The following is a 26,853-nucleotide window of genomic DNA, read 5'->3' on the forward strand; positions in this document are numbered from 1 at the left end:
GAGACGTTCATTTCCTCAATTTAAAGGTGAGGACATCACATCAGAAAAAACGATCGATTCTGACTAAGAGAGTAGGCACATGAATTCAAGAGACGATTCAGAATCTAGCGCGACAAACGAAACCAGATTCGAACTGGATGAACTGATCGCTTTGAATGAAGAGATGATTTCTCTGGTTCAGGCGGGGATTCCGCTGGAACTTGGTTTGCGTGAAATGGGAAATGAGCTGCCGGATCGACTGGGTAAGATCAGTACCAGTTTGGCCGACAAAATGGAACGGGGCAGTTCTCTGGCGGAAGCGATGGAATCAGAAGGATCTCGGTTTCCCAAGGTGTATCGCGTGATCGTGGAAGCAGGCATTAAATCCGGAAAGTTAACGGTCGCTTTGGAAGAGATGTCAAACTATGCCTGGGAGCTGTTTCATCTACGACGTCAGATCGGGATGGCGATGGTCTATCCGCTGATCGTCTTCAGCCTGGCTTATGGATTATTTCTGGTATTTTTATTTGAAATGCTTGCGCGGTTCAACGTTGCTTATGAGGTCTTTCGACTGGGTGAACCGGGACCCCTCCAGTTTTTAAATCAAATGGAATCAACGGTGATGTATTGGGGCCTGGTTCCGCCGCTGTTGTTGTTTGTCTTTGTCATATTATGGATGCGAACGGGGAGTTCCCAGTTATTGAATTTCAAAGGGACCAGCCGCCTGATCGGGTGGATCCCCGGTGTTCAGAAAATTGCCAACTACTATCGTTATGGCAATTTTTCAGAACTGATGTCTTTGCTGATTCAGCAGAACATTCCGTTTGCTGAATCGATTGTGCTGGCCGCGGAAGCAACCGGTGACGATGAGTTAGTGAAATCGGCAAACCTGATGGCAGAACGGCATTTAAGCTCTCGGTTTGAAACGGGTGACACTACAAAAATGTATGGCTGGCCTCCATTGCTGACCTGGTTATTGACGACAAAAAATCATCAAGGCGAGCTCAGTCTGGCTTTGAAAAATGCTGCCGATATGTATCGGAGAAAGGCGGCACACTATACACGTTGGTTCAGAGTGTTATTTCCGATCTTCACGGGAACCATTATCGGCGGGGGAACGGTTTTATGTTATTCTCTGGTATTATTTCTCCCATTCTCCGATATGCTTAAACAATTGGCGAATCCATAAAGTTCTAAAACTAAGATGAGTGAGTTACTTTGATCGATGCAGAGTGATTAAAGCGATTGTATGTTTTGCAGGGTTCAGTTCAGATGATTTGGTATCGTTACCAGGGAATCAACTCAGAAGGGAAACATGTATCAGGCCGTATTCATGCGACTGACCGGGATGAAGTTGCAAGTATGCTGCAGGATCAGGGTGTGAAAATAGAACGGATCGAAGAAGAAGCGACGCTGGCGTTTGCAACGACTCAGGCGACGACGTCGGGCAACTTAACAAAGCTGTCCTCACGTGACTTTGACGTGATTTCGGATCATCTGGCTGATTTAACGCGGGCCAGGTTGCCATTGTCGATGGGACTGGAAGCCGTCTCCCATGAAATTGAAAATGCACGACTTCGCTCAGCCGTTCAGGATCTGGCTTCACAGTTGGATGCGGGCAATGATCTGGAAACAGTCCTGGCCAATTCGAAAGCGCCTCGCGAACTTTGTGCGCTGGTTCATGCCGGGACCCAGTCGGGTAAAATGAGCGAGATTCTGGCAGACTATGTTGCCCATTCCAGACAGCTCTCCGAGATGAGGAGCCAGTTACTGATATCGCTCAGTTATCCATTAATTCTATTGGCATTCGCATCGCTGATGTTTTTGAGCATCATGCTCTGGATTATTCCTTCATTTGAATCGATTTATCTGGACTTTCAAATTGAGTTACCCTCCATTACTCTGAAACTGTTTGAGTGGTCCATTTTTTTGCGTACCCAATGGTGGTGGTATCTGCCTGCCGGTTTACTGACCATCTCAGGCTGTCTGTGGTTTATGCAAACAGAGAAGGGTCAGGTCTGGACACAAAAATTGCTTTACCGTTTACCCTTAATCGGGGGACTCTTGAGCGGAATTACGGTCTCCCGGTTTTCGCATTTGTTGGCACTTCTGGTTGATCATGACGTTCCGTTTCTCGAAGCGTTGAAAATGACCGGCGAGAGTTCGAGTAATTATCAAATTCGAGACGCCTGTCGGCAATTTTCCGAGTCGGTATCATCAGGCCAGGCAGAAATTGCTTCACTGAAATCGTTAAGGATATTTCCCGCTACTTTTTTGCAAACGCTGGCGAATCAGACTGGCAACACATCGCAAGCGGGGCCTAAATATTCGGTTGAGATACTCAATGCGCTATCCGACATGTTGAACAGCCAAACCCGTGTCCGCATTACCTTCTTTGCGTCCGTGGTAGAACCACTCATCATCATCTTCTGTGGAATTCTCATGGGCTTTTTGTTTATCGCCATGCTGGCTCCTTTGATTCAACTGATGAACTGGATCGCTTGACAATCAGTTTCAACGATCATTCTTGATACAGTCACTCAAAATTCAACAAAATTAGAGATCGCGTTTTATGGATTTGAAGTCCCATTTTCCTTCTTTTTTTGAGTTTGGAAGAAGCTCCTTCTCTCGGGGGCGCGGGATCTTTCCACTTTTGGGGCGCGTCAGTTACTCACAACAGGTCGCCTTACTGCGAATTCTGGCGGTGGCTGCTGAGAAACAGCTATCATTAATTGATGTGCTGGAAACATTTGAGAAAGATATTCGCGGTCGTTGGCGGTACCAGGTTTTACGGCTGATTGATTTACTCAGAAGCGGCGTCCCGCTGGCAGACGCACTGGAGACGATTCCGAATGTCATTCCAGCGAATGCTTACTTCCTGGTGAAAGCAGGCGCAGAATCGGGAACGCTGCCTTCAGCGTTGGCGCTGGCGGCAGAAGTCTGTGCTGAACAACGGAATGAGCGTGATATCTTACGTCCCGGTGTCTCGGTTTATCTCAGTGCCTTCCTGACGATTATGATGTGTATCGTCAGCTTTATCTGTTATTGGATCGTTCCCAAACTAAAACACATTTTTTATGAATTCGACATGCCGTTGCCGGATTTAACCATGAATATTATTCAGACTTCAGACTGGTTTGTGGAATATTTTTATATCTATCCGGTGTTGGGTTTCATCATTTATCTGGCCTACTTGTTTTTAATCAGAATGGATTTTATCGAACGTCGAAGTCAGTGGAATTCTTTTCCGGGTATTTATCCGCGCGGGAGAGCTCCTGACGTCTTGCGGTTTTTACATGTCACGACAGAATCGGGCCGACCACTGATGGGGGCATTTGAAACGTTAACCCACACCACAAAAAACCGGTTTCTGTCACAACGCTTTCATGCGATTCTGGAAGACATTCGCAAAGGCAATGACTGCTGGACCGCGCTGCACGATTATAGTCTTTTGACGCCGAGTGAAGTGCGGCTGTTACAGTCTGCGCAGCGGGCCGGCAATCTGAGTTGGGCGCTCAAAGCGATTGCAAAAAGCATTGAGCGACGCATCGATTATCGGATGACATTAATTAGAGAATACCTCGAACCTGCAATGATTGTTTGCATCGGCTGTCTGGTGGGTGCCTTTGTGATTGGTCTGTTTTTACCCCTGGTGAATCTGATGCACTCTCTGGCTTAACGTTTGAGTATTGGTTGATATCGTGAGAAATAAAAATCAAATCAAAATGATCAGAACCTCATTCAAGGCCATTGGTGCGCATGCACGTCGTGGATTCACGCTGGTGGAAATGATGGTTGCCGGCGTCTTGCTAATGACAGTAACGATGATCGTCGTTCCCGCCATTTACTGGGTACATCGTGAGCGCAGACAGACCGAGTACCGTCAGATCGCAATTGTCGAAGTCGAAAATATGATGGAACGGGTAGTCTCACTGCCGTTCAATGACATTACTCAATCGAAGGTCGATAAATTTGTTCTCTCGGAAAGTGCATTGAGACAGTTGCCCCATGCCGATTTAAATATTGAAATCAGTGAGTCCGGCAATATGCCGCTCATGAAAAAAATTCAAGTCCAGTTAGGTTGGAGTGATCATCGCGGGATGAACGTGGTACCCGTTCGCTTGACTTCATGGGTCTGTCTCAAGGAAAAACGCGAATGAAACGACGACGCTTTTCTATTTCAATCAGACAAGACAAGACTCTGCCGGGGATTTCTCTGGTAGAGGTCGTGGTAGCGATGGGTATCGCGACCGTGCTGATGGGGATCAGTATGACTACGATGCATACGGTGTTGCGCGCAGAGCGAGAAACGAGTAAAGCGGCCTGGCTGGGATCCAGTTTCCATCGATTCTCGCGTCTCATTCGATCGGACATTCACGCTGCTACCAGCCTGAATTTTCAAAATGGATCCACCAAGAACAGTCCTGAATTAACCATTCAGAAAGCGGGCGACGAAGTCGTGAAATACCGGATCGAAGGGCATCGGATTTATCGCGTTGTGTCGCGGAAAGATAAGCGGGTGCACCAGGACACGTTTCATTTGCCGGAAGGTAGCCACGCGCATTTCTTTCAACAGGCGCGATTGAACCAGGCAGGCATTTCCATCGATCAACCAGATCCACTGAGTATTTTGGATCAGAATGTTACGAATAAGCACAAGGACGAGCGGTCCTATCTGCACGAACTGTCGATCATATCCACGATTGGCTATGATTATCGTCTGGCTGAATTTCATAAAAAACAACCGGAAAAAGAAACAAAATAAACAGGAATACAGGGTCAATCACATGCAAAGTTCATCAAATCCTCAACCAGCAAATCGTCAGACCGCTGCCCGGCGGGGTGCTGTGTTAGTGATTGTCATGGTCTGCCTGTTGTTGATTTCACTCTTGATGGCTTCGCTCTTGAAGTCTGCGTTACTACAGCGACGGCAAATGATCAAAGAGCAGTTTCGCGTCCAGGCGGAATGGATTTTGGAATCTGCTTTGGAACGTGCCGCCCAGCAAAGGCTCGATGATCCCGATTACCAGGGGGAAGTCTGGCAAATCAGCCCCGTTGATCTGGGAACACGCTATGCGGCGTCTGCAGAGATTACACTGAAACCCGAAGTAAAAGACGATCGTCTGATATCGATTCAGGCGCGGGTTCATTATCCTGAGAATGCACCATTTTCAGTGACCCGGACGAAAAAAATTATTTTATGAAGCGAATGATGATAGATAGTGAAAAGTAATTCTTTATTGAGACTGCATTATCAGTTTTTTACCAGTTTTATATTCCCAGGGAATGAAAATGATGAACAATGTTCCTTTAAGACTTCAAGCCCGGCTGTGGCAACGTGGCAGGCCGCGCGGTTTCACCTTGATTGAATTACTGGTGGTGATCGCGATTATTGCGATTTTGATCGCACTGTTGCTGCCCGCGGTCCAGCAGGCGCGCGAAGCAGCCCGCCGGACGCAGTGTAAAAATAATTTGATGCAGCTCAGTCTAGCGCTGCAAAATTATGAAATGGCATTCGAAGTTTTGCCGGCTGGCGTCTATAACCCCACTGGTCCCATCAAAAATGAACCCGTGGGTTATCATATGGGGTGGCTCGCCGGTTTGATGCCTTTTCTGGATCAGCAAAATATGTACCGCACTATTGATTTTAAGCAAAGTGTTTACGCGACTGTCAATCAGCGTGTGCGTCGCGCTCAGATTCCCGTATTACGCTGTCCGTCAGATCCCAATGATTCGCGCACGCGCTCCGTTGCAGAAGATAACATCGAGCTTTATCAGACCAATTACGCTGCCTGCTATAACTCGGTCGATGCGCCCATCAATGTAGACAATACAGGGGTCATGTTCTTAAACAGCAGCATCAGTTACGACCAGATAACGGACGGCAGCTCCAACACGATTTTCATCGGCGAGCAATTGTTTAATAAAACCGACCTGGGCTGGATGTCGGGCACCCGTGCCAGTCTGCGCAACACCGGTTCGTTCAATCGAGAATTGACGAAAAATCAGGGTGGGTACAATGCAAATTCCGGCAATTCAATAGAGGGTCAGGACGAAGCTGAGAACAAACAGCCCATTGATCCGCTGCTCAAAGTAGGGGGCTTTGGCAGCTATCATGTGGGAGGTGCCAATTTTGCCTTGGGTGATGGTTCGGTCCGATTTATTGCGGAAAATATCGATGCGCCCTTATTTGAACAACTGGGGAATCGCGCCGATGGGAAGCTGATCATGGACGGTTTCTAAATCGGAATCCGGATCAGCGAATTGCTTCAGCCACGGGGATGATACATCTGATGCACGGCTTTCAGGCGGCTGTGATCGACGTGTGTGTAGATTTGTGTGGTTCGAATATTCGCATGCCCCAGTAGTTCTTGCAGCGCACGAATTTCTGCGCCGCCGGCCATCATGTGAGTCGCGAAACTGTGTCGCAACGTGTGCGGGCTGACTTCTTTACTGCAGCCGACGCGGGCTGCATTTTTCTTGACGATATTCCAGACCATGATCCGCGAAAGCTGCTTGCCGCTCCGGTTCAGAAACAGTGCCTGTTCCGATTGATTGCGTTTTGCCAGCACGGGGCGTTCGTGCTGTAGATAGGCTTCCAGCGCGGCGACGGCCACTGGATTCAAGGAAACCATTCGCTCCTTATTCCCTTTGCCGACACATCGGGCATAGCCTTCCTGCAGTTTGACGGCGTTCACTGGCAGGCTGACAATTTCCGTTACGCGGCAGCCGGTGGCATACATCATCGTCAAAATTGCGCGATCGCGGAGTGGATAGCGGTCTTCTTTGCAAGGTGCCATCAGCAGTTCGTTGACTTTTTCCGGGCTCAGTACTTTGGGTAAATATTTCCAGAGTTTGGGAGAGTTCAGCAAGTCAGCCACGCTTTCGGCCAGAATGCCTTCCAGTACCAGGTAACGGAAAAATAATTTAATCGATACCAGATGTCGTGAAACCGTCGTTGCGGCCAGCTTGCGTTTATTGAGATGCTGCAGATAACCGGACAGAAACTTCAGATCGACTTCACTCAGCGGAATCGGTTTCTGCTTGCGGTACCAGTCCAGAAACTGAACGATGTCGGAGCGATAAGCGGAGACCGTATTCAAGGCCATGCCACATTCTGCCTCCAGATAATTCAAAAACGGTTCCAGATGGACCCCGGGGTCTGCCGGTTTGCGGGCCTGAAATTTTGAATTTGCCGGTGGTCGTTTACGGGGAGGCATACAAAACCTTAAATCGAGTGATCGTGAACCGGTCCCGTTTTCTCTATCAAACAGAACTGGGCTTGCGCATCGATGCGGGTAGTTAACAGCATCATAGACAAGTCCTGCAGGAACCAATCCGTCTTATCGGTAAGAAGCGTTGATTGCCTTGAATGTGAGGCGGGTTAGCGCAGTCCCAACGGTTGTAGGGGACAGTGAGCGGCGATGAAGGTCTGGCTTTCGTCGGCATCATCAAACAGGACGTCGAGCGTTCGCTTGCGGGCATAGCCGCTGATACCCATAACAGTCCCTACACCATAACGCGGATGCCTGACGCGCATTCCCACAGAAAACCCTTGTGGGATGTCGGCGGCCTCCGGCGTCTGTTTCAACAGGTCGGCCCCCGTCATCAACAGCGGGCGTTTGGGTGTTGCTGCTTTTAAGGCTTCGGTATCGACTTCGCCGCGTTTGATGGACTCGACAAATTCATCGAAGTGCGATTTCGTTTCGAACATGTTGTCTGTCTGGTCTTTGACATCGACGTCGATCTCTTTCAAAAAATCGCTAGTAATGGTTCGCCAGGGACGGCCTCTGAGAGAACGCTCGCGCGTCTGTGTTAAATATAAACATTGTTCGGCCCGCGTGATGCCCACGAAAAACAGCCGCCGCTCTTCTTCCAGGCCATCGCGAAATTCTTCACGCAAAACGCGTTCGTGCGGAATTAGATTTTGTTCCACTCCCACGATAAAGACGACCGGGTATTCCAGACCTTTAGCCGCGTGCAAGGTCATTAATGTGACGCGGCCGGCATTCGAGTCTAACTGGTCGGTGGCACTCGCCAGAGTACTGGCTTCCAGGAAGCCTTCCAGATTCGTTTCTTCGCCGAAAATTTCATCATATTTCCGAGCGGTTGAGAGTAATTCATTCACGTTGGAGATGCGTTGCTGATCCTCTTCGTCAGGGCTTTCTTTCCAGCTGTCGATCAGGCGCGTACTATCGATGACGGCTTCCATTAAATGCCCCACCGAACCGGAGTCGGCCATGGAAAAACCAGAGATCATTTTTGCAAACCGGGCGACCATATTTGAGGCACGTTTAGAAAGCGCGGGGCAGTCCTTCGCCTGATGGGCGGCTTCCAGCAAGCTGGTGCCGCGTTCTTCGGCCCAGCGAATCAGCTTGTTTTGGGTGGCTTTGCCGATTCCCCGCAGTGGTTTATTCACAATCCGGGAAAACGCGACGCGGTCGTCAGGATTGTTGATCAATTTCAGATAGGACAGCAGGTCTTTGACTTCGGTCCGCTCATAAAAGGCCACACTGCCGGCCAGTTGATACGGGATTTTATGGCGTGCCAGAGCCAGTTCCAGTTCTCGGGAAAGCGAATTCACACGGTAGAAAACGGCGAAGTCATTAAAATCATAATCGCCTCGATCGACGGCGTTTCGAATATGGAGGGCAATCTCGTTGGCTTCCTGCCGTTCGTCACTGAAGCAGAGCAGTTCAACGGGACAACCTTCTTGATTTTCGGTAAACAGCGTTTTCGGTTTGCGTCTCTGGTTATGTGAAATCAGATCGTCGGCGACTCTCAAGATGGCTTTCGTGCTGCGAAAGTTTTGTTCCAGGCGAATGGTTTTGCAGTCCGGAAAATCGCGTTCAAACTGCAGGATGTTTTCTATTTTTGCACCACGCCAGCCATAGATCGACTGATCGGGGTCGCCGGTCACGCACAGATTACGCGTGTTCAAGGAAAGTCCCATTACAATTTGATACTGTGCCAGATTCGTATCCTGATATTCATCAACGAGAATATATTGATAGCGTTCATCCAGCGTTGCCCGGAGTTCAGGTGACCCTTTCAGGAGGCTGGCGACGTGTAATAACAGATCGTCAAAGTCGACGGCATTCGATTCGAGTAACAGCTTCTGATAAACCGGATAGACGCGTGCCGCGACTGCCTGCAGATGATCGCCTATCGATTCCTGAAACGCTTCGACAAATCGTTCTGCTGTGATCAGGTCATTCTTGGCACGGCTGATCATGGAGGCGATGGTTGACGGATTATAGGCGACGGTATCGATATCCAATTCATTCAGAACGTAGCGAATCAACTGATGCTGGTCCGTCGTGTCAAAAATCGAGAAGTTGCTATCCAGGCCGACGGTGTTTCCGTAGCGTCTCAGAATCCGCACACAGAATTTGTGAAAGGTCGAAATTTCCACGCGTGAATCTGGGATCAACTGGCGGACCCGCTCGCCCATTTCGTCCGAAGCTTTGTTGGTGAAGGTAATTCCTAAGATTTGATGTTGAGGAATCCCTGCGTGAATCAGCGAGGCAATCCGGTGGGTAATCACACGTGTTTTGCCGGAGCCGGGACCAGCCAGGACCAGTAAGGGGCCTTGATGATGTGAGACCGCCGCATACTGCGGAGGCGTCAGGACCTGCTGAAAATCCAAGTGAAATTCCTTTTCTGTCGTTGAATTGGATTCAATTTGCTCAAATCACCAATGTACGCTGCCTGCTCGGAAATTCCAAATCGAACCAGCAATAATTCACTCCGGTTTGAAACAGAACCAATGGCAAATTGATCCTCAATTTGAGTATGAGGTGAAATGCGCCTTGAAAAATACGACTCAGCTTTGATAATAGTGGACAATTGTGTGTTTTGGTAATGTTGCGAACTCAAGTTGCTTTGGTTGATTGCACAAAATTTGTGGGTCCACTAGACTGCGCAGAGGTGGTGTTATGATGTGTCTGGATTTCTTGCAATGATAATTTCGACGTTTCGACTTTAACGAAATAAGAGATTGGAGTGTTTGCTTAGAATGTTCGGCCTGAAATATCACGACTAAAACTGACAAAATATCTGCATCAGACGAGATTATTTTCGGAACCTGCTTATAGACAGGGTTTTGCAGATTGTGATGCATGAATAGTTAAATGGTCGAGGGATGTCTGAATTCAACGCACATTCCTTGCCTGTAAATGACGATAAATTATTTTACAACGGTCGTTTCCACGACTACGAATTGTAATGCGGGCCAGACTTGTCCTGTGTTCTCGTAAACGATGGACACCGTTTTTCGAATCCCCTTGTCGACGGAGTGCGATCAGACATGCTTCTAAAGGACCCAAATCCATCCAGAAAAAACCAAAAATATTTTGGTATGGTCAGCTTAGCAGTTTTAGGTATTGCCAGCCTGGCGTTGGTAGTGACAACGACAATGGCTGTCGAAGACAAAAAGCCAGAAAAGGCAGATGTCGGCTTACAAGGCATTTTGCCAGTTGAAGTTCCTGAAGATCTTTCAGAGTTTCCTGAAGGCCTGGAAGGGAAGTGGGACAAGTGGGCAGATCAGGTTTCTGAACTGCTGGGTAAACTGTATGAATCAGATTTGAATCTGGCTCAGCAGAAACAGACACTGGCTGCACTGCAGGCAAAAGTCAAAGAAGCAGACGGCCAAGCCGCACTCGCCGAATACAGCAGCCGTCTCGAACGACGGATTGAAGTTGCGGATGCAGTTCTGCAAACACTGAATCTGGATCTGGGAGCCATCAAAGCCGCTCAGATGAAGCAAAAACAGAATCAGCTAGCAGCTGCTACCAAAGCACTCAAGAAATATCTGGGCACTCTGCAGAATGGCGAAGGCTGGGTCGATTACCTGCAGTTGAACGATCTCCAGAAAGAATTAAAAAATAGCTACTCCGAAGTTGAATTACTTGATCTGTTGAAATCGCTGAAAAGCAAATTCGAAGAGCGTGGTGCTTTGAAAGATGCAGAACAGAGAAAGTTCTTCAATCGGAAGCAGTTCAAAGGTCTGGAAAAAGCCACTAAAGCATTCTTAGCTGAAGCAAACGGCGGTGCTGCCAAGATCAATATGGGTAATGTTCGTAAGCAACTAACGGCTCTGGTTGAAAACCTGGAAGAATACGAGGCGACTCAAAGCAGCAAAAATGCCTTTGAAGCACGTAAAGCGTATGCCATGTTACGGCAGGAACTCGAAGGCGGACTGGGTGCGTTAACCACCGCACTGCGAAATAATTACTTTAACTACAACCTGCGAGTCATGGTGGCAGAAGACTTCATCAACCGCCTGATCAGCGATAGCACCTGTGAAAAAGGTCCTGTTGTCGATTGCATTCTGGGGGCGTATGTCACCGGAAACCAGGCAACGACCACAGAAGTCGGCGTTGATTTCAAACCCAGTGATTCTACACTTCGCTTTGATTTATCACTGGCTGGTATTACTAACAGTGAAACATCCGGTACAACAAATCAGGCTGTGATTTATACTTCAGGTCATCATCAAATCTGGGGTGGTAAAGAGATCAACTTCGACGGCGATACTTTTACGACTCAGCCCGCCTGGGTTCAGGTCGATGCGAACAATACCACCGTGGGAGCCAGCACTAAACTGGATGGCATTCCGCTGCTGGCAAGCCTCGGACGCAGCATGGCTTACCGTCGTACCGAAGAATTACGCGGCGAAGCAGAAGCAATTGCCGCTCAGCGTGTTCGCGATCGGGTTCGTCCTCGCTTCGATGACGAAGTCGATGAACGAATCACACGTGCCAACGAAGAAGTCGGTGGCAAATTCAATAAGCGTCTGCGAGATAATGGCCTGTTCCCGTCGGCTCGCAGCTATGCGTCAACTGACAGCCATCTTTATGTTCGAACTCGATTGATGGACACCGGTGAATTGGCCGCCAACTCACCACCACTTACAATTAGCTCCGATGAAAGCGTCGTGATTCAATTACACGAGTCTGTGATGAATAACAGCATCTCACGGATGGCTTTGGAAGGACGCAAAATTTCGGATCAGGATCTGATCACCGAATTTGAAAAATCGTTTACCGATATTTTTGATCGGAAAGTCAAACTGGAACGACCTCCCGTTGATCCAGATAAAGGACCGAATATTCTCGCATTCGATGAAAAAGATCCCATTCGGATTCAAATCATTGACAATACTCTGAATATCATCCTGCGTTGCGGTTTCGAACAAAAAGGCGAAACAGCAGTGCCCACTCAGATCATTACGGTTCCTCTGCACTTCAAAGTCGAAGGGGGCAAGATCCACATCACTCGCGGAGACGTCAAGTCATCTCCCGTTGTGCGGCCTGAGCGTATTGCTGCTCAAATTGCCCGCGCTGGTGTGGTCCGTAACAAAATGGAAAAAGCATTTCCTGATCGTGTTGAAGATTCTCAGGTCAAAGCCAAACTGGAAAACCGAACCGTGTACTTGAACATTACCGGTATTGAAACCAAAGATGGCTGGTTGACTCTGACTGTCGGAAATGACTTAACGGTCGAGAAAAATGAAGAAGTGCCACCTGCTGTGGAAGTACCGCCTGCGGTAGAAGAGAAAACAGCAGCAAAATAATCTCAGCACTTGAGCTGACAAATAGGACTCAAAGAGGCGAATCGTTTGATTCGCCTCTTTTTTTGCGTAGACTGATCTCCGCGTCCCAGCAGATTGGTCTTGGTCAATCGGAAAGATCAAACATACAATGCCCCTGGTGAAAACGCGTTCCGAATACTGCGGTGCCCGTTTGCCGATTCTTCGTCTGGCACTTTCTACAGGGAACGGAACATGAAGAAGATAAACAGAACGGCTTCCGTCGCCCTGTCATGTATCTGGGATGTTGTATTGCTGACTCGAACATACAGACGTCTTGCCGGGATGTGCTTACTGGCGGTAACGTTCCTCATGGGGACGCCCCATATTGTCTCTGCCGCGAACGAGTTCGATGGGTTTCTCCATATTGTTCGCGTGTGTGATCGTGTTCCCGAGTTACCTCCGTCTCGAAATCAACTCTCAAAAGAAAAGCAACAGGAGTTCGAGGCTGTCTGGACTCAAGTGGTCGTCGCCGGGGAAAAGCTGGAATCGCTCTGGGAACAGGAAGTAAAAAATGATCCACTCATGCGACGTGCTTTGAAAGCCTGTGATCGACATATTCAATTAGAAATGCAGTACAACAATCTGAGTCATCAGCTCATAGCGGAATACGGGGCAAAGAAATTTCGTGAGATGGAAACAAAGTGGGCAAGCTGGTCGAAAACACAGGCGAATGACTGGCTCGATCTGGAAGATCAAGACTTAATCCGATTGTCGATCTGGGTGTTATCATATGGTGGTGACCAAAGTTGGCTGAAGCGAGAACCACTGTCCCGGTTTGCGAATCCGTTTTCCGAGTCTGACGATAACCGAAACAGGAATCAGAAGGATGAGCGCCGTCGGAAAGGGAAACTTTCAGCGTCGGCTCAGAATCCATCTGAAAAGTTGAGTGAGGCAGAGGTGATCGAAGTCTACAAAGCGGGCATCCGGTGGCTGAGGCAGCAGAACAGGAACAAAGTGGTTCCTGAAATACCCGTCCGTATGCAGCAGTATTTGAAATTACGTGCCGAGGCTGATTATCTGTTCGAAGCAGGGGAAACGTATTTAAGAATGACGCCGCGACCCAAAGTGGAAGCAGCAAAGCAGGAATTCACGAGCTTAGTCAAAAAAGCAGCTACTATCCGACCCGACCTGAATGAGGCACTGATGAAAGCCCATCAGGCTAAACAACAACAGAATCAGTAATCGATGTCGTCTGCTTCGATGGCCTCCTGCATGATCAGATCGTACCGCAGGCTGGCATCTTTTCCGAACAGTTGGGCGAACGTGTTATCCGCTTCCAGCTGGCTGTCGATATCAACCTTCAACAGCACACGGTGTTTGGGGTCCAGCGTCGTTTCTTTCAACTCACTGGCGGTCATCTCACCCAGACCTTTGAAGCGACCAATTTCAAACTTGCGATTGGCCCCCAGAGATTCCACGATTTCTTCTTTCTGAACATCGTCCTGTGCATAATGTTTTTCGTTGCCGACCTTAATGCAATACAAAGGGGGCTGTGCCAGAAAGAGTTTCCCCTGACGAATCAGTTCCCGCATATGCCGGAAGAAAAACGTGAGCAGTAACGTGCTGATGTGATAGCCGTCACTGTCGGCATCCATCAGCAGGATGATCCGGTTGTAACGCAGATTCATGATCTCAAAGTTGGGGCCGATGCCTGTTCCCAGTGTCTCCACCAGGTCCTTGATTTCCTGATTCCCCATGATTTTGGAAATCGCCAGCGATTCAGTATTCAGCACTTTTCCGCGTAGCGGTAACACCGCTTGAATACGGCTGTCGCGCCCCATTGCCGCGGTTCCGCCGGCTGATAAACCTTCCACCAGAAACAATTCGGATTCTTCCGGCTTGTTAGAACGACAATCCAGCAGCTTGCCTGGCAGGGTTGATTTTCGGTTCGTGACCGTTTTGCGGCGGACTTCTTTTTGCGCATCGCGACTGGCCGCCCGGGCACGTGCCGCTAATACAATCCGGCCGACCACCGCATCGGCGATGCTCGGGTTGTTATTCAACCAGGTTTCCAACAGCGGACGCACAATGCCTTCCACAAAGCTGCTGACTTCGGGGTTATTCAGCTTTTCTTTGGTCTGCCCCTGGAACATGGGGTCGTTATGAAATACCGAAATCAGACACAATACGCCTTCGCGGATATCGTCTGTGGAAATCGAAAGGCCTTTGTGCTTGATGTTATGCACGTCCATATAATTTTTGACGGCCTTGGCAATTCCGGAACGCAGACCACTTTCGTGGGTTCCCCCGGCATGAGTCCGAATCCCGTTCACATAACTGCGAACCTGCTCATCGGTCGCATCGGTCCAGCGCATGACCATCTCAACGCGGATATTCTTATCTTCCTTCTCTGCGAAAAACAGTTGTTCGTGAACCGGTTTTTTCTGTTGTTCCTGTGTCAGTTTTTCCAGGTAACCACGAATCCCTTCCGGGTGAGACAGTTCGTGTGTCTCTTTTTTGACCTCATCCCGAAACGTGATCTTCAACCCGCCATGAATAAACGCCACGTCTTCCAGATGCTGGCGAATCGTATCGGCATTGAAGTGGACCCGCCGGAAAATATCGTCGTCCGGGCGGAAGTAAATTTCGGTGCCGTGTCCGCGGAACGGTTTTACCTTTTTTACGGGCGTCGTGGGACGGCCTTTTTTGTAACGCTGCACATATTGATGCCCGTCGCGGACCACGGTGGCAACCATCTCCGAAGAAAGCGCATTGACGACAGAAGAACCAACACCGTGCAAACCGCCACTGCGTGCGTAGTTTTTATCGGAAAACTTTCCCCCGGCATGCAGGGTGGTCAGGATCAGTTCCAACGCCGACTTTTTGGTTTTGGGATGTTTGTCAACGGGAATCCCGCGTCCGTTATCTTTCACACTGCACGAGGCACCATCTTTATGCAGGGTGACGACAATCGTATCGGCTTCCTTCGCCAGATATTCATCGACCGAGTTATCAACGACTTCCCAGAGCAGATGATGCAGGCCGCGGATATCAACTCCCCCAATATACATGGAGGGGCGTCTGCGGACGGCTTCCAGTCCTTCCAGGACTTCGATGTCTTTGGCGGAGTATTTTTTTGCGTTAGAAGATTTTGCTGCAGTTGCCATAATCGTTGTGATGAATTTCTCTAAATAAGCGTCGAACTGAAATGTAACTTAATTATATGTGACTGTAATGAGCGCGGGAAGTTGAGATACGATCAGTCTCACCTTAATCCTCTCCCAGTTCGTCCCAGTCCACTACTTCAATCGGTGGATACAGAATTTCGGCAAAGCCACTTCTCTGACTGGTTTTAACCCCTTTCCCGCCACGAGACGTTACGCCGTATTTCATTTGCCCAAAGGTCATTTTCTTACCGGCTGTGTTAATCACCCGCAGACAGTCACTCGGACGCGTCAATTGCAACGCTCCCATGACCTGATCCCCTTTTTCCAGCTTGATTCCTTTGACCCCTTTACCGGGATTCGAAAGCAGAGCCGCCTCTTCAATTTCACAATGCAAAACGCGGGCGTCTTTTGTGGCGATGAACATCGTTTCGGCATCTTCGACCAGGCCAGCATAGACGACACGATCATCTTTCCCCAGACGACAGTATTTACGGCCTGCTTTGGTAGACGCAGTGCGGAATAGACTGAAGGAGATTCGCATGATCTGCCCTTTTTCCGTCACGATTAACACATGAGGCGTGGGGATCGGTTTTTTGCGAGTTGCTTTGTCTTCGGGGGTGAAGCGGCTGTCCGTTGTAATGGCGGCCACCAGCTGTGCCCCATCACCCATCCGGGCATGCTTGGAAAGTGGTTCACCATATCCGGAGGAGACAGGCACCTGCTCGATCGGCAGCGTATATGCCACCCCATCACTTGAGAAAAAGACAACATGGTCGAGCGTGCTTCCCGCCGCCACGTCTAAGACGCTGTCTCCTTCACGCGTACGGGTTTTGTCGAGCTCCCGGGTTTCCCCTTTGGTTTTCAAGCGGCCCACACGTTTGATCCAGCCCTCTCGGGTTACGACCACGTTGGTATTTTCGCGAACAATATAAGCCTGTGGGTCGAATTCGGTTATTTCATCTGAGGAACCAAGCTTCGTCTGGCGCTTCTCGGGGAATTCAGCCGCCAGTTCGGTCAGCTCTTTTTCCACCACTTTCCAGAGGCGTTTGTCGGATGCCAGAATGCGACGGATGCGATTTGCTTCTGCCTGTTTTTCTTCCAGCTCTTCGCGAATCGTATTAATTTCCAGTTTCGAAATGCGATACAGCTGTAGCTCAAGAATCGCCATCGTCTGAATTTCATCCAGCGGGAAGTTGGCCATCAATTTCTTGGCGGCATCCTGTTTCCCGCTACTGGCACGAATTAACTTCAGCGCCTTATCCAGGTCATTAAAGATAATCGCAAAACCTTCGAGGATATGAATCCGCCGTTCGAGCAGTTCCAGTTGATATTCAAACCGGCGACGGACCGAAATGAATCGAAAATCCAGGAAGTATTGCAGCAGTTCTCGCAAATCACAGCGCTGCGGAACCATTACGTCCGATTCATCGGGGACCAGGCAGGTCAGGTTGACTGAGAAGTTCTGCTCCAGGTGTGTATGCTTATACAAGAAGGCCATTACGGTTTCAGGGTCGGCGTCTGGCTTGATTTCCAGAACAATTTTGAGCCCATTTTTCTCATCGGTCTCATCCGCGACATCAACCAATTGGGGCAGTTTTCGCGATTCGACAATGCCACCAATTTCCGACAGCAGCGATCCTGTTTCGACCCCGTAAGGGACCGAATGTACAATCAGCCGCTTCACTCCTTTTGTTCGCTTATCGGTCTCGGGTTTCCATTCTCCCCGAACTTTAATCGGGCCACGGCCTTCCTTATACACGGCTGTCAGAGACCGCTTGTCCGTCACAATTCGGCCTCCCAGCGGGAAGTCCGGGCCTTTAATGTATTTCATTAATTGGGCGACGGTCGCGTCTTCGTTGTGAATCAGATGGGTACAGGCTTTGATGACCTCACCCAGATTATGAGGAGGAATATTCGTCGCCATCCCGACGGCAATCCCGTGAACTCCATTCACCAGCAGGTTCGGAAACCGGGCCGGCAGAACGACAGGCTCATCGCGGGTTCCATCATAATTAGGCCGCATTTCCACGGTGTGGTAGCGCAGCTCATTCATCAGATGCTCGGCGATCCCGGTCAGCCGCGCTTCTGTATACCGGGCTGCCGCAGCGGGGAGACCCATGATCGAACCGAAATTCCCCTGACCATTAATCAGCGGGCTTCTCAAGTTAAAGTCCTGGGCCAGTCGGACTAGCGCATCATAGACGGAAGCATCGCCGTGCGGATGGTAATTACCCGTGGTATCCCCGCAAATTTTCGCACACTTACGTGGTTTGGCGTTGGCCATTAAACGCAGGTCGTGATACATCACATATAATATACGCCGCTGTACCGGCTTGAGGCCGTCTCTGACGTCGGGCAGGGCACGAGATGTGATGACCGACATGGCATAGTTAAGGTAACGTCTTCGCGTTTCTTCGCTGATCGGAACGTATTCAATACGATCGGTTTCACTGACTGCTTGCCCATTTGTATTGCTGGCTTTGCCTTTATTGGCTGATTTTCGCTTAGCCAAGGGTCTCTCCAAAAAATCTATCTCTAGTGCGGCTTGATTGACGACAAGGGACTGTCCGTCAGTAGCCATGAAATTGAATGGTTATAGTTCAGAATTCGGGTAATTTCGTCTGGTAGTTTAAGGAAAATGTGCTGCTTTTTCTGCTTGTGTGGACATTGTCGATTATATCTGTTGAAGCGGTTATTTAACAGATGAGGCCACTCGTAACCCGTTAAATAGACAATAATTCGGGAAAATAGGACGAATCGTCATTGTAGTTACAAAATGACTCATTCCGACGATTCCTGCCAGCCGAAATTTGAACTAGTGGCTTTCATTTTAAGAGGGTCGCTGTCTGGCGATTGAAACATACAAAATCGACCGTAGCTCTGGAAAGTCAAATTTCGAGATTTTCGGTTTTTGTGAAGTGACTTTGCCTCGTTTGTGAGCCGTCACAGGTTCTGACAGAAGACAATTGATCATTAAAGTTGACTGACGAGGGTTGGATGACCCTCTGCCACAGTCACATTGGTGGATAACCCACAATCAAATCCAGGGAGGGATTGTTATGGCTCGTGCGAGTCTGAAGGTAACCCTGCTTACCGGGCTGTTACCGGCATTTTTACTGATGGCGCCGGCGATTAAGGCTGCCGAACCAGGTGCCGTCCAAAATGCAGTTGTCCAGCAGGAAAGCCACTCAAAAACATCAAAGTATAATCCGATCAGCTGGTTCAAACGAAAGTTGACCCGTTCAACATCAAAACGAGCCAACGTGCAGCAGGTCGGTCATGAGCAGGAAACCGCTCCTGTTCCGTCCAGACGCAGCTCATTTGCACAACGTCCCAAACTCGGGCGTCGCAATCCGGGTCATGGTTATATTCAACAGGTTAGCAACCAGCCAAGAATTATTACCTCGGCTCCTGCTCGCTTTGAGAACGCCCAGCAGGCGCGGCCCATCAGCTACATCAACGGACATCATTTCAAGCACCATAAACAATATGCTGCCGCTCAGCCAATGCCGTCAGCCGAAGGCATGAGAGTACTGCCCGGGTATCCGCAACTGGGAGCACCCATGTATCCGTCTCCCAAACCAGGGATTCCCGATTATGTCGGTCGAACGATTATCACTAATCAGGCTCTGGCACCGCAGGAAATGTTGTACGCACACGAATACAACGCCATGTACGGCCCTTATTACTACAACGTCAAAGGGGGCTGGATCTGGACTCCATTCGGTATGCGTTCGCATGAACGATGGAAGCTGGAAGGCACTCGGGTCAACGTGAAATACAAATCAGATTTCGGATTATTTCCTCGGTTCATTCCTCCCCATATCAAGTAATGGCTTTCCGGGAAAAGCCGTTGAAACCAGAAAACGTTTATCAGACTGAGTCGTGAATTCACTCAGAGATACGATCAGGAAAAATAACATGCACAATTTTACTTATAAAATAGCGGGCTTCATCGCAGTCGCAGGCATCTGCACTGTCCTGTCAGCGCAAAACCTGCAGGCAGGTGAACCCGGTAGCCTGAAAATAAGCCAGAAAGCCGGCGCGCCCATTAAACAGGTCGGTTACATCAATGATAAATGTGGCTGCAAACAGAACCACGTTTATTCGTACTCGAATGGTCCTTCCTACACAGGCGGCGGTTGCCCCAGCTGTCGGACTTCCGCCGGGATCGGAAAACGGGGTTCCTTACGCGAATTCTTGCGTTGCAAACTTGGTTACTTCATCCCCACGGGATGTGGTGGCAAAGGCTGTGCTCCGTTCGGACATTACAAAATGACTTACGCCGTTGATCCCTATCGGTTCGATCCTCGCGACGGACAGCTCTATGGCGCACAGGGTTATGGTGTTCCGATTGCCGTTCCACTGGCTCCGAATGTACGTCATACCTACAACTACGGTTGGGGCGTTCCTTCAAGCCGTTTGACTCCGGTCAGTCGCATTGTTCAATAATTTAAAACTTATAATCCTCAATCGGGTCCAGGAAGATTGATATGAGAATTTTCAACGTGCATATGCTTGCAATTCTGGCAGTGACGGGCGTCATGGCTCACACTGTTTCGGATGCCAGCGCTGAAGAGACACAAGGCGACATCCAGCAAGTCGAATACCACGTTCGCGGCGGTGGATATGCCTATAACTGTCCTCCCGGCTATTCAAATCGGTATGACGGCGATGGCGTCTATCGAAATTATAATTCGCGCGAAGGATTGGCTTTCTTAAGAAAATGCCACACTTCGCCCGGTCATGGATGGTGCCCGCCGTCAGCACAGATGATTCAAAGAACTCCCGTGCAATATCAGCGGTATTACTCGAATCAATACATGGGACGACCGGCTCCCAGAGGTGCGGCCAATTACCCGCAGATTTATATGCCCACCGATACCACGCAACTCGGGTTCTATTATCAGAGCGTACCAACCTGGCAACCACGTGCCGGAATGATTCCTCCGCCACCAGATCCAAGTATGTACCACACCCGTGATTGCCGCTCCTGTAGAGGACATGGCTGCAAACACTGTCGCAGTCAATACCACGGTGGCCCCGTGTATTACTCCACAGGAAACCCGGGAACACCACAGCCAGAAGCCACCCCTCAACCCGAAGCAGCTTCGCCTGCAGTGCCACCAGCTCCTTCCAAGTTGAATCAGGCTTCATTCGAAAAATAAAACGGACGTTCATAGCGAATTTCGTTTCGTGATAAACGGTACTGATGAAGGCAGAGCCACCCCTTTTTTGCAGGGAGTGGCTCTGTTTTTTTATCCTACTCACACTGCACAGCGGCCCTCCTGCTGCATTCGAGAACGTTCACTGCGCCCTGTTATGGTGATGAAAAAATCAACCTTGACTGCAACGCGCTTCGCCCGATGATGCGTTGCATGCGTCGCGCGCGAGTGAGCACCGATTTCATACTGAATCCCTCGCTCCCTGTGATTCTGCTCCCCATAAAACCCGCTGGTTTCAGACACATTTAGAGAAATCGGCGCATCGGGGTGTCTCAAATTGTGCGACAAAGTGCGACAAATACGACCAACTTTTGACACAACGCCGACAACCTTGCGCCAGGCGCTGTTCAGAGCGGACCAACGTGCGACACACTTCAGGTCTTGACGTTCCCACGCCGCTCGCGAAGATGCAACTAGCTGGAAAAACAGTCTTGCATAACCCCCCAAAATCACTCATGACGAAGGTCCTGTTAAAAAACTGAGCAGCTCGACACCAGCCGCTGTGATTGTTGAAGTGGTTATCAACATCAGGAGACAGTTTCGTGCTCTCACCGCAGAAATAATTTGAACCCACGCATTCTACCCGATATGATCAACCTGACCGCAGATGAACAATGGTAAGTGACCCAAGTCAAAAACAGGGATAGGCCCGAATATAATTTGAGCGGAAAGTGACAGAGAAAACACACTGATTACCCTGAGTGAGTGGCAATGTTGGGTGACACTGTTGGGTGCCACTATTGGCTGGTATTGGGTGGCACTGTTGGCTTGCCCAACAGTGATCGAAAACGTGTTCACAGTCACAATAAAATCAAGCGGCAGCCCCATAAATCCTCTTGCAAATTTTCTGAAGTGAGTTGACAAATTATTTGAATGATTGATGGTTCAGTATTTTAGTTCAGAAAAAATGTACGTGCCTTTCGTGTTTTTCGTGGTAGCAAAAAATGAAACCATTCAACAAGAAAAAATGGATCTGGTCCACGCTGGCCTTGCTGGGCCTGATTGGCACCTTCGCGGTTTATCAGATCATACAGGAAGCCCGTGCACAAACCGCATCTACCAACGCCTTGCTGGACTCATTCCTGCAGGATGGTTGTCAAATTCAAGTGGAACGCTGTAATCATCCTTCGGAAGTGATGCCTCCGCCCACTACCATCGACGTCAATCAAGCGATCCAGGCATTGGTAACTCAATTGAAGCAATTAAAGTACCAGGCACGATCGGATCGGGATGTCCCCGCTTGCGGCGACATGGTCGTGCTCACGTCGCTTTGCAATCCAGAATACGAAGTGTGGATCTCCTCGTTTGGAGTTTTTCTGATTCCGCAAGGGAGCGCAGCCCGGTATACTTACGACAGTCGCTCCAGCCGGAGTTTAGACCAGAAAATATTTAAACAGGCAACCAGGTTCTTTCAGTCATTAGAATAATTCAAATGCAATGGGAGATGAGAATTCATTACAAGACAGAGAGATCAATGGGTAAGCCCGAATGCAATTCGGACCAAGCGCAGCGAGCAAAAAGTAACGGAGAAAACTTAAAAATGGTCTGAGTGGGTGGCGCTATTGGCTGGCGTTGGGTGGCACTGTTGGCTTGCCAACAGTGATCGAAAACGCGTCGACCATCAGAATGAAATCAATAGACAAGCCTCAAACCCGGAAACAACGAACGGATGAAACATCTGCCGCCAGGAATTGCTTTGTTACTGCTGGGCCCGCTGTTCGGCGAACTGATTTCAGGGCATCAGACACTGTTTCAGTTCATCAACCCGCTGAATTTTATTCTGTCAGCGCTCCCTTATGGTTGTGGCGCTGTTCTCTGTCGGGAACTGGTGGTGCGCTGGGGTAAAGGTTGGTTTGCACTGGTGCTGTTGGGAATTGCGTTTGGGATTTATGAAGAGGCGATAGTCGCCCGCTCGTTCTGGGACCCCGAATGGGCCGAGCTGGGCGCGCTCCGCGACTACTCCTATTGGCAGGGGGTGACCTGGATTTATGCCGAAGTCCTGATTCATTTTCACTTGACCATCAGCATTCTTTGCAGCGTGGTCCTGGCCGAAATTATTTATGCTGATCGGCGAAACGAAACGTGGGTCAGCAATCGCGGGCTCATCGCCTGTGGTGTCGGATTAGCGCTCTGGATGCCGGCGCTGATGCTTCTCAATCCTTACATGCCACCGCTAGTTGGTTTTACATTTTCCTGGCTGGCAATCGCGGGGCTGGTCTACGCTGCCTGGCGGCTGCCGGCGCAAGTCTTTCCACAACGTGCAGGAAAATCAGTCCGTCCCCTCTGGTATGCTTTGATTGCCGCCGTGAATATGACGCTGGTGTTTGTGAGCGTGTTCGTACTGCCGGAACTGAATCCTGCCTGGCTCCCCGCCTGGCCGGCAGTGTTTGTCTTTGTCGCTCTGCTGGATGCGCTCACATTCTGGATCATCATGCGCTGGTCCGGCAACGCAACCACCTGGGACGATCGTCACAAGCTCGCGCTGGTCATTGGACTGACCGCGTTTTTCCTCCTGATGGATTTCCTGAAAGATCTCGAATCCGATTTCACCGGGCTCAGCATCGTCGCTCTGATCACCATCTGGGGCTTCCGCAAAGCATGGCTGCAGGTGAAACACAGATCCGGCACCTGCCCACAACCACTGTAGTAATCAGGCGTTTTTGCATCTGAATGCTCAAAAGAGAGCGTTTTTTTAATGAATTCAAATTTCCAGCAGGTATCATAAAGCCAGATTCCGTTTTTCTGAATCCGATCTGTTCGAGATCTCAATTTCTGAAACAGCTTGCCGGCGGGCACACGGCTCAAGCGAAACTTTCTTATCATCTGAAAGCAGATACTATGAAGTACGTCCTTTCGCCCCTGCGCCGGAATGCATTTTTGCTCGTGATCCTGTCGCTCCCTCTCATGGCAACCGCGGCTGAACCTGCCTCACAGAAGAATGCAAAACAGCAAGTTACAGACAAGGTAACCTTGAGCGGTATCGTGGTCGATGAACAGGATAAACCGGCCCAGGGAGTCACGGTCTTCGTCGAATGGCAGTATCCGGAACAGGGTCGAGCCGAAACCAAAACTGACAAGCAGGGGCGGTTCACATTTAGCGCAGCAAAAAAGAACGTGTATAGACAGATGATTCAGGCGATCACAGATACAGGACAGAAGCTTGCACAACGTCGGATTCTGCGACGCAATATTGATCAGGACCATGCGCAACATGAACTGCGATTGCAGTTACAGCCTGCGCGGCGTGTGGAACTACACGTGGTCGATGCAAACACTAAGCCAATCGCAGATGCCAAAACCGGCATCATGGGCGATTATAAGGTTTGGGGAACCAACTCAACCGATGAAAAAGGTCAAGTTGTCTATCACGTGCCCCACGATGTGAAAATTCAATATGTGTTCGCGCTCAGCGAGGGGCATGGTGCGGATTACAAAGCTTACGTCTTACCCCGTGGTCAGTCCGGAGACAAAATCACCAGGCCGCCCGCGTTCCCCGATCATCCCGTTCAATTGAAACTGGAGGGAGCCCAACCACTGAAAGTTCAGCTGAAAGAAACGGACGGTACACCGATCGCCGGTGTGAAAGTCTATCCCTGGCTATTACAAAAGCCGGATCAAACACAGGATCTGAACTTGTCATTTTTCACCAGTCTGGTGGAACAAACAACGGATGCAGAAGGCACGGTCGTCTTTCAGTGGATACCCGGCTGGCAAAAATTACCGCTCACGATCTGGCCTCGAGATAAAGAACACGTGCTTCAACGGGGTAACTATGATCCGAAAACCGGTGATGGCACGTTGACGATCAAACTGGAAAAGCTGGTCCCGATTTCAGGGCGAATAACACTCCCCGATGGTTCACCGGCCAAAGGAATTTCTGTCTCCGCCTCTGGTGAAGGGTATCAGTTTGACTCATTTCGAAAATCGGCGCACACTGATGAGCAAGGCCGTTATGTCATCAAGGCGGCTCCCAATCAGGTTTACCTCGTCGTTGTGAATAACGGAGAATGGGCATCCACTCCCCACACCGGATTTGCGCTCTGGCCAGGCAAGCCGATCGAAAACCTGGATTTCCAGCTCCGCCCTGCAACCCGCATCTATGGTCGCGTGACGGTCGGCTCCCAGCACGATCCAGTGAAAGGGCAGCGAATTCACGTCTATCAATATGGACAGGACGCTAACAATATGCAGGGGGTGAAACTGCCTAATCCGGAAAACAAGAATAAATGGGTGCAGCCGATTATTGTGCATAGTACTTCGACAGATGAAGACGGAAAATTCGAATTGTTCGTCGGTGATGGCAAGTTTGATATTCGTGGCCCCGCACAGATCGCTGTTCAAAGAACAAACAAAGTTCAAAAATTTGAAATCGCCGGCGAATCGGAAAAGGAATTTAACTTCCATGCCGTCCGACCGGAGAAAGGAATTCTGGAAGGAAGCATCCTCGCAGGTGACCCGCCTCAATCGGTTCCGGATGCTGAGGTCACCGGAATCTATCGCGCCAGCCTGGCAGGGGGCGATATGAAGGCAACAACAGACAAATCAGGCAAGTTTAAAGTCGAACGCGAACTGCATCGCACCGTGATTTACGCGCGCAGTCAGGATAAAAAACTGGCGGGTGTCTTTGAAATCGGCCCCGATGATAAAACCGTCACGGTATCGCTTCGTCCGCTAGGAACTGCTTCCGGCCAGCTCGTCGATGCGAAAACACAACAACCGATGCAGGAGCGTGAAATCAGCTACGGCGTCAAAGTGCATCTTGGCAATAATAACGCCCCCTGGCGAACCAGCTTCGGCGGGAAAACCACTACAGACAAAGAGGGGCGATTTGAAATCGTCAATCTAGTGCTGGGACAGAAATACGACATCAATCTCGTGAATCGCCCGAAAGACCAACCCAGTAGAATCAGCTGGCGGACTGTTGAAACGGTCAAAGTGGAAGACAGTCAGCCGGTTGACCTCGGCGTTCTGGAAGTCAAACCTCCCCCCAAACCGTATAAACCACCGACACTGGAAGAACGTATTGCCAAAGCATTTAGCGTAGAAGGCACGCCCCTCGAACGCTTCCAGCGCGGTACACAGGATGCAAAAATCACCATGCAGCATCTGCTGATTCTATTTGGTGACCCCAAAAGCAAAGCCGTCAAGCAATTCATGACCCTGCGTTATCAGGATCAGGACGTTCGTAAGGAGCTCTATTCGTTCCTCGTGATGGCCGTCGACATCTCTGCCGACAAACGCGATGCCGCGCAGAAACTGGCAAAAACGCTGGGAGTCAATCTCGACGGGAACCCTGCCGACTTCTCTCTGGTCATCACCGACGAACAGGGCAAACCCATCGTGAACACCGATGTCAGTTCCCTTTCAACAGACGGCAAGATCAACAAGGAGAAAATTCTCGCGTTATTGAAAGCACACACTGTACCGACACTCGATGCGCAAGAGCTGCTCGCGACTGCGCTCAAACAAGCGAAGAAAGAAAACAAACGCATCATCATTCAGGAGACCGCGACCTGGTGCGGCCCTTGCCGACTGCTCTCCCGTTTTCTGGTCAGGGAACGCGATCTATGGGAACGCGACTATCTCTGGATCAAGATCGATTATCGCTGGACGGGTGCCTTTGAGATGATGAAAACCATGCGCGCCGGAGCCCAGGGCGGCATCCCCTGGTGGGCCATCTTAGACCAGGACGGCAAAGTGCTGGTCACTTCCAATGACGAGGAAGGCACGAACATCGGTTTTCCCAGTGATCAAAGCGGCCGCGAACATTTCCGCAGCATGCTGGAAAAAACCTCGATTCGCCTGACCCCGATGGACATTAACACCCTCGTCGATGCTCTGAAACAGAACGAATAACGACTGTGTGGCACTGTTGGCTTGCCAACAGTGAACGGGAAAACGCGTTGATATCCACAGTTAGTTTCTAGAGGCAGCCCTATGTGCCTGA

General features: G+C 49.7%; 19 protein-coding genes. 15 read left to right on the forward strand and 4 right to left on the reverse strand.

Going from position 1 to position 26,853, the window contains the following annotated elements:
* Window positions 1-79 precede the first annotated feature (79 nt).
* From Pan241w_RS00510 to Pan241w_RS00540, 7 genes are all read left to right on the forward strand, one after another.
* The gene (locus tag Pan241w_RS00510; protein ID WP_145209358.1) at window positions 80-1,168 is read left to right on the forward strand and encodes a type II secretion system F family protein; all 1,089 of its coding nucleotides are present in this window, start codon (window positions 80-82) and stop codon (window positions 1,166-1,168) included.
* An 83-nt stretch (window positions 1,169-1,251) separates the two neighbouring features.
* Window positions 1,252-2,484: a type II secretion system F family protein gene (locus tag Pan241w_RS00515; protein ID WP_145209361.1), complete on the forward strand. Its 1,233-nt coding sequence runs from the start codon at window positions 1,252-1,254 to the stop codon at window positions 2,482-2,484.
* Window positions 2,485-2,551: 67 nt separating this feature from the next.
* Window positions 2,552-3,658 (forward strand): type II secretion system F family protein, encoded by a 1,107-nt coding sequence (locus Pan241w_RS00520; RefSeq protein ID WP_145209364.1) that lies wholly within the window; start codon window positions 2,552-2,554, stop codon window positions 3,656-3,658.
* A gap of 46 nt (window positions 3,659-3,704) precedes the next feature.
* Window positions 3,705-4,139, forward strand: coding sequence for a type II secretion system protein (locus Pan241w_RS00525; protein ID WP_145209367.1), 435 nt, complete (start codon window positions 3,705-3,707; stop codon window positions 4,137-4,139).
* Window positions 4,136-4,744, forward strand: a complete 609-nt coding sequence (locus Pan241w_RS00530) for a PulJ/GspJ family protein (RefSeq protein WP_145209370.1) — start codon at window positions 4,136-4,138, stop codon at window positions 4,742-4,744. Before Pan241w_RS00525 ends, Pan241w_RS00530 begins: the two co-directional genes overlap by 4 nt.
* 22 nt (window positions 4,745-4,766) lie before the next feature.
* Window positions 4,767-5,183, forward strand: a complete 417-nt coding sequence (locus Pan241w_RS00535) for a hypothetical protein (protein WP_145209373.1) — start codon at window positions 4,767-4,769, stop codon at window positions 5,181-5,183.
* Between the two features lie 88 nt (window positions 5,184-5,271).
* Window positions 5,272-6,222, forward strand: a complete 951-nt coding sequence (locus tag Pan241w_RS00540; RefSeq protein WP_198000241.1) for a DUF1559 domain-containing protein — start codon at window positions 5,272-5,274, stop codon at window positions 6,220-6,222.
* Between the two features lie 26 nt (window positions 6,223-6,248).
* On the opposite strand, the gene xerD is transcribed toward Pan241w_RS00540, so the two are convergent.
* Window positions 6,249-7,199, reverse strand: a complete 951-nt coding sequence (gene xerD / locus Pan241w_RS00545; protein ID WP_145209376.1) for a site-specific tyrosine recombinase XerD — start codon at window positions 7,197-7,199, stop codon at window positions 6,249-6,251.
* Between the two features lie 164 nt (window positions 7,200-7,363).
* Window positions 7,364-9,628: an ATP-dependent helicase gene (locus Pan241w_RS00550; RefSeq protein WP_145209379.1), complete on the reverse strand. Its 2,265-nt coding sequence runs from the start codon at window positions 9,626-9,628 to the stop codon at window positions 7,364-7,366.
* A 711-nt stretch (window positions 9,629-10,339) separates the two neighbouring features.
* Between Pan241w_RS00550 and Pan241w_RS00555 the strand changes: the two genes are divergently transcribed.
* Together Pan241w_RS00555 and Pan241w_RS00560 are read left to right on the forward strand one after the other, a co-directional pair.
* Window positions 10,340-12,556: a hypothetical protein gene (locus Pan241w_RS00555; RefSeq protein ID WP_145209382.1), complete on the forward strand. Its 2,217-nt coding sequence runs from the start codon at window positions 10,340-10,342 to the stop codon at window positions 12,554-12,556.
* A gap of 210 nt (window positions 12,557-12,766) precedes the next feature.
* A complete protein-coding gene (locus Pan241w_RS00560) occupies window positions 12,767-13,756 on the forward strand; it encodes a hypothetical protein (RefSeq protein WP_145209385.1) in 990 nt (329 codons plus the stop codon).
* Here the strand turns inward: Pan241w_RS00560 and Pan241w_RS00565 are convergent.
* Together Pan241w_RS00565 and Pan241w_RS00570 are read right to left on the reverse strand one after the other, a co-directional pair.
* Window positions 13,750-15,681 (reverse strand): DNA gyrase/topoisomerase IV subunit B, encoded by a 1,932-nt coding sequence (locus Pan241w_RS00565; RefSeq protein ID WP_145209388.1) that lies wholly within the window; start codon window positions 15,679-15,681, stop codon window positions 13,750-13,752. The two genes, Pan241w_RS00560 and Pan241w_RS00565, sit on opposite strands and share 7 nt — an antisense overlap.
* Window positions 15,682-15,784: 103 nt before the next feature.
* Window positions 15,785-18,193 (reverse strand): DNA gyrase/topoisomerase IV subunit A, encoded by a 2,409-nt coding sequence (locus tag Pan241w_RS00570; RefSeq protein WP_145209391.1) that lies wholly within the window; start codon window positions 18,191-18,193, stop codon window positions 15,785-15,787.
* Between the two features lie 547 nt (window positions 18,194-18,740).
* Between Pan241w_RS00570 and Pan241w_RS00575 the strand changes: the two genes are divergently transcribed.
* The 6 genes from Pan241w_RS00575 (at window position 18,741) to Pan241w_RS00600 (ending at window position 26,762) form a co-directional block, all read left to right on the forward strand.
* A complete protein-coding gene (locus tag Pan241w_RS00575) occupies window positions 18,741-19,514 on the forward strand; it encodes a hypothetical protein (RefSeq protein WP_145209394.1) in 774 nt (257 codons plus the stop codon).
* Window positions 19,515-19,602: 88 nt separating this feature from the next.
* Window positions 19,603-20,133: a hypothetical protein gene (locus Pan241w_RS00580; RefSeq protein WP_145209397.1), complete on the forward strand. Its 531-nt coding sequence runs from the start codon at window positions 19,603-19,605 to the stop codon at window positions 20,131-20,133.
* Between the two features lie 41 nt (window positions 20,134-20,174).
* The gene (locus Pan241w_RS00585; RefSeq protein WP_145209400.1) at window positions 20,175-20,849 is read left to right on the forward strand and encodes a hypothetical protein; all 675 of its coding nucleotides are present in this window, start codon (window positions 20,175-20,177) and stop codon (window positions 20,847-20,849) included.
* A 1,001-nt stretch (window positions 20,850-21,850) separates the two neighbouring features.
* On the forward strand, window positions 21,851-22,333 hold the full coding sequence (locus Pan241w_RS00590) for a hypothetical protein (protein WP_145209403.1): 483 nt from the start codon (window positions 21,851-21,853) through the stop codon (window positions 22,331-22,333).
* Between the two features lie 242 nt (window positions 22,334-22,575).
* Window positions 22,576-23,553: a hypothetical protein gene (locus Pan241w_RS00595; protein ID WP_145209406.1), complete on the forward strand. Its 978-nt coding sequence runs from the start codon at window positions 22,576-22,578 to the stop codon at window positions 23,551-23,553.
* A 191-nt stretch (window positions 23,554-23,744) separates the two neighbouring features.
* The gene (locus Pan241w_RS00600; RefSeq protein ID WP_198000242.1) at window positions 23,745-26,762 is read left to right on the forward strand and encodes a carboxypeptidase regulatory-like domain-containing protein; all 3,018 of its coding nucleotides are present in this window, start codon (window positions 23,745-23,747) and stop codon (window positions 26,760-26,762) included.
* The last annotated feature ends 91 nt before the right edge of the window (window positions 26,763-26,853 follow it).

The organism is Gimesia alba (genome assembly GCF_007744675.1).
GTDB classification, from domain to species: domain Bacteria; phylum Planctomycetota; class Planctomycetia; order Planctomycetales; family Planctomycetaceae; genus Gimesia; species Gimesia alba.

Coding starts and splice junctions, on each gene's coding strand:
- Pan241w_RS00565 (WP_145209388.1), bottom strand. CDS start 15,681: ATGGCAACTGCAGCAAAATCTTCTAACGCAAAAAAATACTCCGCCAAA.
- Pan241w_RS00575 (WP_145209394.1), top strand. CDS start 18,741: ATGGCTCGTGCGAGTCTGAAGGTAACCCTGCTTACCGGGCTGTTACCG.
- Pan241w_RS00510 (WP_145209358.1), top strand. CDS start 80: ATGAATTCAAGAGACGATTCAGAATCTAGCGCGACAAACGAAACCAGA.
- Pan241w_RS00520 (WP_145209364.1), top strand. CDS start 2,552: ATGGATTTGAAGTCCCATTTTCCTTCTTTTTTTGAGTTTGGAAGAAGC.
- Pan241w_RS00590 (WP_145209403.1), top strand. CDS start 21,851: ATGAAACCATTCAACAAGAAAAAATGGATCTGGTCCACGCTGGCCTTG.
- Pan241w_RS00555 (WP_145209382.1), top strand. CDS start 10,340: ATGGTCAGCTTAGCAGTTTTAGGTATTGCCAGCCTGGCGTTGGTAGTG.
- Pan241w_RS00515 (WP_145209361.1), top strand. CDS start 1,252: ATGATTTGGTATCGTTACCAGGGAATCAACTCAGAAGGGAAACATGTA.
- Pan241w_RS00560 (WP_145209385.1), top strand. CDS start 12,767: ATGAAGAAGATAAACAGAACGGCTTCCGTCGCCCTGTCATGTATCTGG.
- xerD (WP_145209376.1), bottom strand. CDS start 7,199: ATGCCTCCCCGTAAACGACCACCGGCAAATTCAAAATTTCAGGCCCGC.
- Pan241w_RS00595 (WP_145209406.1), top strand. CDS start 22,576: ATGAAACATCTGCCGCCAGGAATTGCTTTGTTACTGCTGGGCCCGCTG.
- Pan241w_RS00600 (WP_198000242.1), top strand. CDS start 23,745: ATGAAGTACGTCCTTTCGCCCCTGCGCCGGAATGCATTTTTGCTCGTG.
- Pan241w_RS00540 (WP_198000241.1), top strand. CDS start 5,272: ATGATGAACAATGTTCCTTTAAGACTTCAAGCCCGGCTGTGGCAACGT.
- Pan241w_RS00535 (WP_145209373.1), top strand. CDS start 4,767: ATGCAAAGTTCATCAAATCCTCAACCAGCAAATCGTCAGACCGCTGCC.
- Pan241w_RS00525 (WP_145209367.1), top strand. CDS start 3,705: ATGATCAGAACCTCATTCAAGGCCATTGGTGCGCATGCACGTCGTGGA.
- Pan241w_RS00530 (WP_145209370.1), top strand. CDS start 4,136: ATGAAACGACGACGCTTTTCTATTTCAATCAGACAAGACAAGACTCTG.
- Pan241w_RS00585 (WP_145209400.1), top strand. CDS start 20,175: ATGAGAATTTTCAACGTGCATATGCTTGCAATTCTGGCAGTGACGGGC.
- Pan241w_RS00580 (WP_145209397.1), top strand. CDS start 19,603: ATGCACAATTTTACTTATAAAATAGCGGGCTTCATCGCAGTCGCAGGC.